Annotated in this window: 3 protein-coding genes and 1 pseudogene; all 4 read left to right on the top strand. The window is 58.0% G+C overall.

What is annotated here, in order from left to right; translation table 11 throughout:
• The first annotated feature begins 181 nt into the window (after positions 1-181).
• Positions 182-1,855 carry a ShlB/FhaC/HecB family hemolysin secretion/activation protein gene (locus ACQG22_RS20335; protein WP_129251581.1) on the top strand — a complete coding sequence of 558 codons (1,674 nt, stop codon included), beginning with the start codon at positions 182-184 and terminating at the stop codon, positions 1,853-1,855.
• A gap of 9 nt (positions 1,856-1,864) precedes the next feature.
• Positions 1,865-11,533, top strand: a complete 9,669-nt coding sequence (locus ACQG22_RS20330; protein ID WP_336340595.1) for a hemagglutinin repeat-containing protein — start codon at positions 1,865-1,867, stop codon at positions 11,531-11,533.
• 2 nt (positions 11,534-11,535) lie between these two features.
• Complete coding sequence (locus tag ACQG22_RS20325; RefSeq protein WP_335277234.1) at positions 11,536-11,784, top strand: hypothetical protein; 249 nt, start codon at positions 11,536-11,538, stop codon at positions 11,782-11,784.
• Between the two features lie 228 nt (positions 11,785-12,012).
• Positions 12,013-12,624 (top strand): annotated as a pseudogene (locus ACQG22_RS20320) (VENN motif pre-toxin domain-containing protein); the annotation flags it as partial.
• Between the last annotated feature and the right edge of the window lie 356 nt (positions 12,625-12,980).

The following is a 12,980-nucleotide window of genomic DNA, read 5'->3' as shown; positions in this document are numbered from 1 at the left end:
GATGATCGGCGCGATGGGGGATTTCTTTAGATTTACGCAGTGTCACCCGCTAAATTCTGAAAATGCAGCAAAAGAGACCTTAAATTAAATGTGTGTATTTACACTGTTTACTTTTTGACATAAGTTGCGCGTTTTTTGACAGGCAAGTCTGAAAACGGACTTTTAGCAAGGAGTGGCAGTGATGACAGGGAAAACGTCGATACTACAGGTGCTGGCTGGCATGGCCTTGCTGGCAGGTGCTGCGCAGGCGGCCCCCCTGTCTCCGGCCGACCGTAATACTATTCAGCAGCAACAGCAGCAGCTGCTGGATGAAAACCAGCGCCAGCGTGAAGAGCTGGAGCGCAGCGTGGTATTACCGCGTCCTGTTCAGCCCGACAGTGCTGCGACTCCGCAAGGTCCCTGTTTTGTTATCTCGCGCATTGAGCTGACGGGTACCACCCTTCTTTCTCCGTTAGCCAAAGATCGCCTGGTTGCGCCGTGGGTGAACCAGTGTCTTGATATGGCGCGTCTCAACGCCCTGACCAACGCCGTCTCTGACTGGTATATCATCCGGGGGTATATCACCAGCCGCGCATTTTTAACCGAGCAGGATCTCTCTGGTGGCGTACTGCATCTCGCGGTACTGGAAGGCAAACTCCAGCAAATCCGGCTTGAAGGGGTTCCCACCCGCACGCTGAGCATGACCTTCCCTGGCCTCGAAGGGAAAATTCTTAACCTGCGCGATATCGAACAGGGCATGGAGCAGCTTAATCGCGTGCGCCAGACGCCGGTTGAAATAGAAATTTTGCCTGGTGACAGGCAGGGCTATTCAATCGTCAATCTGACGGCTTCGCCTGAATTCCCGCTCAGCGGTTCAGTGAGTTTCGATAACAGCGGGCAAAAGAGTACCGGTACCGGACAGCTCAATGGCGCGCTGTACGGCAATAACCTGCTGGGGCTGGCGGATAAGTGGTTTATCAGCGGCGGGCGCAGCAGCGATTTTTCGAACAGCCATGATGCTCAGAATTTTGCCGCCGGGGTCAGCGTGCCTTACGGCTACGGCTTGCTGGACTACAGCTACAGCTGGAGCAACTACCTCAGCACCATCAATAATAACGGCTGGCTCTGGCGTTCGACGGGCGACACCGAAACCCACCGTCTGAATGGCTCCTGGGTCCTGTTCCGCAATGGCGATATCAAAACCGGCGTGTCGGCGGGCATCACCCACCGCATCAACCATAACTATCTCGACGATGTTCTGCTGGCTACCAGCAGCCGCAAACTTTCAAGTTTCTCCCTGGGCCTTAACCACACGCAAAAAATTGCCTCCGGCGTGGCGACCCTGAACCCGACCTTCACTCAGGGTGTGCCGTGGTTTGGCGCCGAAGATGATAACGACAAACATGGCGATGTGCCGAAAGCCGAGTTCCGCAAATGGAGCGTCAACGGCAGTTTTCAGCGCCCGGTTGCTGACGGGCTGTGGTGGTTGACCAGCGTCTATTTTCAGTGGTCGCCGGACCGGCTGTACGGCAGCGAGCGCCTGACGCTGGGGGGAGAGACCTCCGTGCGCGGCTTCAAAGAGCAGTACCTCTCCGGTGATAACGGCGGTTACTGGCGAAATGAACTCAATTATTCGCTCTTTACGCTGCCGTGGGTGGGGGATGTTGGCCTGTTGGCAGCAGTTGACGGTGGCTGGCTGAAGAAGGACGGATTTGACCGTTACGCCTCCGGCACGCTGTGGGGCGCCGCGTTTGGTCTGACGACGGCTCATCGCGGCTATTCAAGCCAGTTTACCGTTGGCACACCGATGGCGTATCCGGACTGGCTGGCACCGGATCACCTCACGATTTACTACCGCGTATCAGTGGCTTTCTAAGGGACAGGGATGATGAAACAGGATCAGGTTCGTTTTTCACAGCGCGCGCTGAGCGCGTTACTGAGCGTTCTGCTGGCGACGCAGCCGCTGTTACCCGCGGTGGCGGCATCCATCACCCCGTCCGGCAATACGCAGATGGATAAGGCGGCTAACGGCGTGCCGGTGGTGAACATCGCCACGCCGAACCAGTCCGGTATTTCCCATAACAAATACAACGACTACAACGTCGGGAAAGAGGGGCTGATCCTCAATAACGCGACCGGGCAGCTTAACCAGACTCAGCTTGGCGGGCTTATCCAGAATAACCCCAACCTGAAGGCCGGGCAGGAAGCCAAAGGCATCATCAACGAAGTCACCGGCGCTAACCGCTCAAATTTGCAGGGCTATACCGAAGTGGCCGGCAAGGCGGCGAACGTCATCGTGGCGAATCCCTACGGTATCACCTGTAACGGCTGCGGATTTATCAACACGCCGAATGTGACCCTCACCACAGGTAAACCGGTGCTTGATGCCAGCGGTAAGCTGCAATCTCTTGATGTAACCCAGGGGGCGGTCACCATCGAGGGCGCGGGCCTCAATGGCTCGCAGAGCGATGCGGTGTCGATCATCTCCCGTGCGACGGAGATCAACGCGCAACTGCATGCGAAAGATTTACGTGTCGTTGCAGGGGCGAACCGCGTAGCGGCGGATGGCAGCGTTAGTGCGTTAAAAGGTGAAGGTACAGCCCCGAAGGTCGCGGTAGACACCGGCGCGCTGGGCGGCATGTACGCAAACCGGATCCGTCTGGTCTCCAGTGAAACGGGGGTGGGCGTAAACCTGGGCAACCTTAATGCGCGACAGGGGGATATTGCGCTCAGCAGCGCGGGAAAAGTGGTGCTGAAAAATACCCTTGCCAGCGGTAGCACCACGGTCAGCGCGGCGGACGTAACGTTACGCGGGGACCATAAAGCGGGTGGCAACGTCACGGTCTCCGGCCAGACGGCGCTGACGCTTGACCAGGCTCACGTTGCCGCCGATAACAACCTTCAGTTAACAACCCGCGGCACGCTGACGCAAAACGGCGGTGCGTTCACGGCAGCAAATGACGCTACGCTTGCCGCGACCACCCTGATCCAGAGTGCAGATGCCCAGGCAAGCGCGGGTCGTCATCTTGCCGTAAATGCTGAGAAAAACGCGGCGCTTAACGGTTCTGTTGTGGCGGGTCAGCAGCTGTTGGTCAAAGGAGGCGAGCTGGTGCAGCAGGGAAATCTCAGTGCTTCCGAGATTGCCCTCAACGCGCAGACGCTGACGCAGGAGAGCCGCAGCACAACAAATGCCAGCGGGAACATCACGCTCACCACGTCTGGCCACAGCCAACTGAAAGGCAGCACAACCGCCGGGCAATCTCTCGCCGTCAGCGCGGGCAGCCTCGCGAACCATGGCGCATTAGCCGCCGTGGCGGATACCCGGATTAACACCGGTATATTCAGCAATACCGGCACCGTTCAGGGCAACAGCCTGACCGTCTCCGGGACGGATATCACCAGCTCCGGCGCGCTGAAGAGCGCCTCCACGCTGGATATCCGCGCAGACAATGCCACGCTTTCCGGTGAGACCGGTGCGAAAGGGAAAACCACCGTAACCGCGAGCGGCAATCTGAACAACAGCGGCACGCTTATCAGCGATGACACGCTCACGCTGAACGCGGCGCAGATCGACAACAGCGGTACGCTTTCCGGTGTCCGGGGGCTCACCACCTCAGCGGAGACGTTCACCGCCAGCGCAACGTCAGTGACCCACAGCGACGGGGATGTGGCGCTGAACAATACCGATACCACGCTTGCAGGTGAAACCAGTGCCGGTGGAGCCGTTACCGTGCAGGGCCGCAGCCTCAACACCACGGCCACGGCACAGACACAGGGCAACAGCGTCGGCGTGGCCGTGCAAAACGCAAAACTTGAAGGAACTCAGGCTGCCAAAGGCAACATGACGTTGAAGGCTGACAGCAGTCTCAACCATACGGGGAAATCATCAGCTTCAGGACTTAAGGTTGAAACCGGCCATCTCAGCAACGGTGGAACCCTGACGGCCTCCGCGCTTGTAATCGACAGCCCTCAGGTCATTAACGGTGGTCTGATCCACGCCGGACAAACGCTGTCGCTGGTTACCCGTCTGCTGGATAACCGCAGCAGCGGCGTGCTGTACAGCCCGTCGGCACTGTCACTTTCCCTCTCTGAACTGAACAACGCCGGTATTATCACCAGCGACGCGGCGCTTTCCCTCTCTGGTTCAAATCTGACCAACAGCGGCGAGCTGAGCGGGACTTCACTGGCAATTGATTACAAGACGCTGAAGAACAGCGCGGAGGGGATGCTGCTGGCTCAAGGGGCAAACCGCATCACGGCACAGTCGGTGTCCAGTGCGGGCAGCATGGTGGGCAACACCCTGACGCTGAATGCCGATCGCCTGGAAAGTGCCGGTCTGTTACAGGGCGATAGCGCATTATCACTGACCGCCGGAATACTGAATTTACTGACAGGCTCCCGCACGCTGACGGGGGGAGCGCTCGGCCTTTCAGGTACCACGCTGGCTACCGCAGGGCAGCTCCAGGGACAGGGTGTCAGTATCCGCTCCCACGACTGGACTAACCGCGGAAGTTCCCTCGCGACCGGCTCACTTGACGTTACGACCGCCGGAACGCTCAGCAATACCGGCGAACTGATGAGCCAGGGCAACGGGACGCTGAATGCGGTCAATACCGTTAACAGCGGCAATATATTGTCGGCCGGTGACCTTTCGCTTAACGGAAAGACGCTGCGCAACAGCGGTACGCTTCAGGGGAATCGCGTCACCGCGCATCAGGACATCATCACGAACAGCGGAACGCTGACCGGGATTGCCGCCCTGACGCTGGCCGCCCGCCTGGAGATGGCGGCGCCATTACTGACGCTGGTGAATGACGCGTCGGGATCGTTGCTGACCGCGGGCGAGTTGTCCGTGACAGGCGGCGATCTGCGTAACGCAGGGCAATGGCAGGGGAAACGGGTACTTATTCATGCGCAGGCGCTTACGAACGGCGGTGCGATCCAGGCAGAAAATTTACTGGATGCGCAAATCGACAGCACCCTTACCGGGACAACGGGCAGCAAAATTACCTCTAATGGAGAACTGGCGCTCTCAGCGCTGACGTTGGCAAACAGCGGGCAGTGGATTGCAAAACACCTCACGCTGGGGGGCAATACCCTGAACAACAGCGGTGAGATCACCGGCGTTGATGCGCTTTCGGTTGCCCTAACGCAGCTGAATAACCAGGCCGGAGGAAAACTGCTCAGCGCAGGCGCGCTGACGCTTGATGCGGAAAATGCAACGAATGCCGGGCAAATCCAGGGGAAAGCGACCACGGTTACCGCCGGGCAACTCATTAACAGCGGACGGCTTCAGGGAGAAGCGCTGACGCTGAATGCCTCGGGCGCGCTGAACAATACCGCCAGCGGTGTGCTGCTGAGCGAGAATGCGCTGACGGTATCGACAGCCACGCTGAACAATCAGGGCACGCTGCAGGGCGGTGGGGAATCTTCGGTGAAGGCCACCACCCGCGTACAGAACGACGGCAAAATGCTCTCCGGTGGCAAACTCACGCTGACCGCACCGGAGCTGGCGAACAGCAGCAGCGGGCTGGTTCAGGCGGTAACGTTGCTGCTGGATGTGGTGAAAGCCGTGAATGGCGGAAATGTCCTCGCAACGACACGCGCAGAACTGCGCGGCAGCTCGCTTGATAACAGCGGCACACTCCAGGGCGCTGATTTGCAGGCAAATTACCAGAGCGTTACCAACAGCGGAACGGTATTAGGCACCACTTCGCTTACGATAAACGGTGACGCTCTTGATAATACCGAGAGCGGTAAGCTCTACAGCGGGGATAAGCTGCTGCTCGACGTGCGTAATTACAGCGGCCGTGGTGATGTGGTTTCTCTGGGCGACACCACGCTGAAACTGGTTAACGCGCTCGTTAACACCGGCACCCTGGCGGCAGGTAAAACGCTGTCTGTCTCATCGCAGAATGCCATGACGAACAGCGGCGTAATGCAGGGCAATGCCATTGCCCTCAGTGCTGGCGGAGCGTTCACGAACAACGGTACGCTCACCACCGGGAACGGTAGCAGTACCTTCAACGCGCAGAGCCTGTTGCTCAATGCGTCCGGCTCGCTTCAGGCAGGCGGAGATGTGCAGCTTACCTCACGTGAAAATATCACCGTCAACGGTTTCACCGGTACAGCGGGCAGTCTGACGATGACGGCCGCCGGTACGCTGCTGAACACGGCGCTGATTTATGCGGGCAATAATATCTCTCTGTTTGCTGCACGTATCCACAACATATACGGCGATATTCTTGCGGATAACAGCCTCTGGATGCAGAAGAATGCAGTCGGGGAGGCAAACGCTGAAGTTGTTAACCGCTCCGGTACGATTGAGACCACACGCGGTGATATCACCGTTAATACCGGCCATTTACTCAATGAAGCCGATGGCCTGACTGTCAGCCAGTCTGAACGGGAATACCCGGATGCCATTCCTGCCGCAGATGAACACTACTTTAGTTATGATCTCAACGGCAGACGTTCGGATTTTGTCCTCCTTCTTGAAGATTGGAAAAACGATGGCAGTAAGGTTGTGTATGACTGGTATGAGCAGTGCCTTGGGAGTGGTGCTAATGGCAGTGGTCAGTGCAGGGACAGGGTTGATTATCGCCTCACAGGGGAGGACATCCGGCAGTTCCTGCTGAGTGAGTCTGTGGTTTCCGTATCCGCCACTGGCAGTTCAGCCCGAATTGCTGCCGGACGCGATATTACGATTAATGCCGGAACGCTGGATAACCGTGCCAGCCATATTCTTGCTGGCCGTAATGCCGTTCTTGCTGGGGGAACACTGAATAACCTTTCTGCGGAAGGTGGACGCCGCGTTACGTACGTTCAGGCTGAATACCGTTGCGAGTGGTTTTACCGGGACTGCAGCGATAGCAAATGGGAGCCTCTGACACAATATCCGGACGGAAGTTGGGGCTGGTTTGATGAGGACTACGGCTGGTATGGCTGGGTGCCTTATATCCTCGGTGAACGCACAACCGAATTTGTGGCTGATGGCGGTGTATACCGCTCAGTCATCAGTGCTGGCGGTAACGTTAGCGCAAACTTTACGAGTGATATCAGCAATACTAACGTCACCGCAAATTCGGGTGAGTTCAGTAATACGATTGATGCCCCAACGCTGAATACGCTCTCGCCTGAAGCTATTGGTAAGGGCCTTAACAGTGAATCACTGGCACAAGGTGGCAGTGCGGACATTCGTTTCCCTGAACAACTGGGCAATATCACTGACGCCCTGAAAGATATCTCCGGCGGTTCATCGCTCTCCGACCAAAACGGCAGCAGCGGTAACTATCCACTGCCGTCCGGCAACAACGGCTATTTTGTTCCCTCCACCGATCCCGATAGCCCGTATCTGATTACGGTGAACCCGAAGCTCGATGAACTCGGCAACATGGACGACAGCCTGTTTAATGGATTGTATGACCTACTTGGCATAACACCCGGTGCCACACCGCGTGAAACCAACAGCGCGTATACCGATCGGAACCAGTTCCTTGGCTCGTCCTATTTCCTGGACAGGCTCGGCCTGAACCCGGATCGCGACTACCGGTTCCTCGGCGACGCGGCGTTTGATACCCGTTACGTCAGCAACGCGATTCTGAACCAGACCGGTAGCCGCTATATCAACGGCATTGGCTCCGATCTCGATCAGATGCGCTACCTGATGGACAGCGCCGCAGAGCAACAAAAAACGCTGGGGCTGAAATTCGGCGTGGCGCTCACGGCTGAGCAGGTTGCTGCACTCGATAAAAGCATGCTCTGGTGGGAGTCAGCGACCATCAATGGTCAGACGGTGATGATCCCGAAAGTCTACCTGTCGCCGAAGGATGTCACCGTTCACAGCGGCAGCGTGATTAGCGGCAATAACGTCCAGCTGGCGGGCGGTAACGTCATTAACAGCGGCAGTACAATTGCGGCGCAGAATGGGCTCTCAATCGACAGCAGCAACAGCCTGAGCAACCTCAACGCCGGACTGCTGAGCGCAGGCGGCGGGCTGAACCTGAGCGCGCTGGGGGATATCAATAACATCGGATCCACCATCAGCGGCAAAACGGTAGGGCTGGAGAGCGTCGCGGGCAGCATTAACAACATCACCCGCGCACAGCAGTGGAATGTCGATGCGGGAAATGTGCATTTCAGTGGCACCGATGTCGGCAAGACAGCCTCCATCACCGCCACCGACGGGCTGACGATGCGCGCCGGACAGGATATCAACGTGACCGGCGCAAACGTGTCGGCGGGTGGCCGCCTGGGTATGGCGGCGGGGAATGATATCAACATCACCGCCAACGAGATTGCGACCAGCGAAGGACGCGCCGGGCGCAACCGCGCGACCACGGAGACGGCGTCCGTCACACATCAGGGCAGCACCCTGAGCGCGGGCGGTGACCTCACCCTGCAGGCGGGTAACGACGTGAATGCCCGTGCGGCGGCGATAGCGGCGGAAGACGATGTGGGCATTCAGGCCGGTCGGGATGTGAACCTGCTCGCGGAAGCGTCGATGGAACGCTCCAGCAGCCAGGCGAAGAAAAAAACCGCCATTGACGAATCTGTACGTCAGCAGGGTACGGAGATTGCCAGCGGGGGGAATACGGTGATCCTCGCAGGGCGCGACGTAACCGCGCAGGCGGCTGACGTGACAGCGCAGGGCGATATTGGCGTGGCGGCAGGCCGCGACGTAAATCTGACGACGGCGACGGAGAGCGATTACCGCTATCGGGAACAAACTAAAACCAGTAGCGGCTTCCTGAGCAAAAAGACCACCCACACCATCGAGGAAGACAGCGCGACACGGGAGAAAGGCTCGCTGCTGAGCGGCGACAATGTGACGGTGTCGGCGGGTAACAACCTGCGGGTGTTAGGTTCTGCGGTCGCTGGCGATGGCGATGTGGCCCTTTCCGCGGGCAACAATGTGGACATCGTGGCGGCGACCAACACCGACACGGCCTGGCGCTTTAAGGAGACCAAAAAGTCCGGCCTGATGGGCACGGGCGGCATTGGCTTCACCATCGGCAGCAGCAAGTCCACCCACGATCTTCGCGAGCAGGGTACCACCCAGAGCGAGAGCTTCAGCACCGTCGGCTCGACGGGCGGCAACGTCAGCATTGCAGCGGGCAAACAGGCGCATATCGGCGGGGCAGATATCATCGCGCAGAAGGATATCAGCCTGACCGGTGACAGCGTGGTGATTGATCCGGGGCATGACAAACGCACCCGCGATGAGACCTTTGAGCAGAAGAGCAGCGGGCTGACGGTGGCGCTGTCCGGGGCGGCGGGGAGTGCGGTGAACAGTGCAGTGCAGACGGCACGTGACGCGAAAGGCGAGAGCGATGACCGCCTTGCGGCGCTGAAGGCCACCAAAGCGGCACTGTCAGGCGTACAGGCATCGCAGGGTGCAGAAATGGCGCAGATTAACGGCGATCCCAACAGCGGTATCGGCGTCAGCGTTTCGCTCTCTTCGCAGAAATCGAAATCCGAGCAGCACATGCAGAGTGACACGGTTGCGGGCAGTACGCTGAATGCGGGGAATAATCTGTCCATTACCGCGACCGGAAAAGAGAAAGGAGAGAACAGCGGCAACATCCTTATCGGCGGCAGCCAGCTGAAGGCGGGCGGCGACACCGCGCTTGTCGCAGCGAACGACATCGTGCTGGGCGGTGCGGCCAGCACACAGCAGACGACAGGAAAGAACAGCAGCAGCGGTGGCGGTGCAGGCGTCAGCATTGGCGGCGGCAAGAGCGGTTACGGCATCGGCGTGTTTGCGAATGTGAATGCTTCGAAAGGCAGTGAAAAGGGCGATGGTACGGCCTGGACGGAAACGACGCTCGACAGCGGCGGGACGGTCTCCATGACCAGCGGTCGGGACGCCATTCTGAACGGCGCGCAGGTGAGTGGCGATAAAATCGTTGCGGATATCGGGCGCGATCTGTGGATGAGCAGCCAGCAGGACAGCAACGATTATAAATCGACGCAGAACAGTACGGCGGCAGGCGGCAGCTTCTCGTTCGGCAGCATGACGGGGTCCGGCTACATCAGTGCCAGTCAGGACAAAATGAAGAGCACGTATGACTCGGTGCAGGAGCAGACAGGGCTCTTCGCGGGCGATGGCGGTTTTGATGTGACGGTGGGACGCCACACGCAGCTTGACGGTGCGGTGATTGCCTCGACGGCGACGGCGGACAAAAACAGTCTCGATACGGGCACGCTGGGCTTCCGGGATATCCACAACGAGGCGGATTACAAGGTCAGCCACAGCGGCGTCAGCCTGAGCGGCGGCGGTGACTTTGGCGGTGATGCATTCAAGGGCAACCTGCCGGGCGGCGTGGTATCGGCAGCGGGCAGCAGCGGTCATGCGGAGGGTACGACACAGGCGGCGGTGGGCGAGGGTAACATCACCATCCGTGATACCGAAAACCAGCAGCAGGATGTGGCCAGCCTGAGCCGGGATACAGAACACGCAAACGACAGCATCAGCCCGATATTTGACAAGGAGAAGGAGCAGAAGCGGCTGGCGCAGGTGAGTGCCATCAGCGATATCGGCGGGCAGGTGGCAGACATCGCCAGAACGCAGGGCGAGCTGAATGCGCTGAAGGAAGCGCGTAAGACGCACCCTGACCTGACGGTTGAGCAACTGAAAGAGACGCAGACGTACAGGGATGAGCAGGCGAAGTTTGGTACGGGCAGCACCATTCAGCGTGGCATTCAGGCGGCGACGGCTGCGCTTCAGGGGCTGGCAGGCGGAGATATCGCCGGCGCGCTGGCGGGAGCCTCGGCACCGGAGCTGGCGCATCTGCTGAAATCGACGGAGGGCAATCCGGCGGTCAACACCATTGCGCACGCGATACTGGGCGGCGCGGTTGCGGCACTGCAGGGGAACAGTGCAGCGGCGGGCGCGGCCGGTGCGGCGACCGGTGAGCTTGCAGCGAAAGCGATAGCGGGCATGCTGTACCCTGACGTCAAAGATTTATCGAAGCTGAGTGAAGAGCAGAAGCAGACGGTTAGTGCACTGGCGACGATATCGGCCGGGATGGCTGGCGGGCTTGCTGGAGACAGTACGGGTTCGGCGGTGGCCGGGGGGCAGGCAGGGAAGAATGCGGCGGAGAATAATGCGCTGGGAGATAAGGACAAAAAACTTCCAATAATAGATATCCGTCCGGGGTGGCTGAAACCGGGGGTTCTGGATGAGGATGGAGAGCCTCTTGGCGCAGGTGGTGGGATAGCTAAAGGTGGAAACCGTGCAGTTAGTTCCCTGGAAGGGGCGAAACTAAAAGAATACTATCGACAGGCTGAGAAATATGGGCAGGCTGGAGTTAAGGAGCTGGAGAATGGAAATTATCGCTTTTATGGTGATATGACGCCATCCAGAACAACTGGGGAAATGGCAGGGGCCAGGCTGGTTAGAGAGTGGGATCCAAAAACAGGCCAAACCAGAACCTGGTATGAAACACTCGATCATGCTGGAAATATTCGTAGTGTGGCTCCGAAACCTGTTACCAATGATAAGAACCACCATATTTTTGATGCTGATGGTAATTATCAAGGAAGGAGATAAGTATGAACGCATTTCCATCGCGTTATGAAATTGCTAGTGTAATTAATAGGTTAAAATATGGCACGCTAGACAGGACCTATGTTGCTCAATGGGCTTTTTCAATTATTGATGCGGATGATATTAGGATCACAGATCAAGTTGCCTGGAAAGTGATTCAAAGCCTAGGTGCTGTCGATCTTCCTTCTTCAGATCGAGATTACTTGTATGATATTGATGATTTTGATGATTGGTTGCGATTATTGGAATCATGATGTTAGAAATCCCGATCCCTGTGCAGGGATCGTTTTATCAGTGATTACTAAAAATGCCCGTTACCCCGTTTGAATACGGGCAGATCGCTGGTGTCGTTCAGCGCCCCCGGAAATTGTCGCAGCTAACGACATAGTGCTGGGCGGTGCGGCCAGCACGCAACACACGACAGGAAAGAACAGCAGAAGCGGTGGCGATGCAGGAGTCAGTATTGGCGGCGGCTTGCGTAGGTGAGCGCCATCAGCGATATCGGCGGGCAGGTGGCAGACATCGCCAGAACGCAGGGCGAGCTGAATGCGCTGAAGGAAGCGCGTAAGACGCACCCTGACCTGACGGATGAGCAACTGAAAGAGACGCAGACGTACAGGGATGAGCAGGCGAAGTTTGGTACGGGCAGCACCATTCAGCGTGGCATTCAGGCGGCGACGGCTGCGCTTCAGGGGCTGGCAGGCGGAGATATCGCCGGCGCGCTGGCGGGAGCCTCGGCACCGGAGCTGGCGCATCTGCTGAAATCGACGGAGGGCAATCCGGCGGTCAACACCATTGCGCACGCGATACTGGGCGGCGCGGTTGCGGCACTGCAGGGGAACAGTGCAGCGGCGGGCGCGGCCGGTGCGGCGACCGGTGAGCTTGCAGCGAAAGCGATAGCGGGCATGCTGTACCCTGACGTCAAAGATTTATCGAAGCTGAGTGAAGAGCAGAAGCAGACGGTTAGTGCACTGGCGACGATATCGGCCGGGATGGCTGGCGGGCTTGCTGGAGACAGTACGGGTTCGGCGGTGGCCGGGGGGCAGGCAGGGAAGAATGCGGCGGAGAATAATGCGCTGGGAGATAAGGACAAAAAACTTCCAATAATAGATATCCGTCCGGGGTGGCTGAAACCGGGGGGTTCTGGATGAGGATGGAGAGCCTCTTGGCGCAGGTGGTGGGATAGCTAAAGGTGGTAAATCTAAAGATACTCAGATTTGGACAGAAACCAAGAAAGCAGAACCTGTGGGTAATGCCTATGGGCACTGGACAAAACATGGGAAAGAGTTTCCTGATATCAGCATGCTAAGCAATATGTGGATGCTGCCCATAATTTTATGACAACCCCACCGGCAGGTACTTTGACTAAAGTTCGCCCTAACGGAGACACGCTGTATTACAATCCCGCAACTAATGTCTTTGCTTCAAAAGATATAAATGGTGTACCGCG

The organism is Enterobacter cloacae complex sp. 309I3 (genome assembly GCF_050031595.1).
GTDB classification, from domain to species: domain Bacteria; phylum Pseudomonadota; class Gammaproteobacteria; order Enterobacterales; family Enterobacteriaceae; genus Enterobacter; species Enterobacter cloacae.
This window is presented reverse-complemented; position numbering and strand designations above follow the sequence as displayed.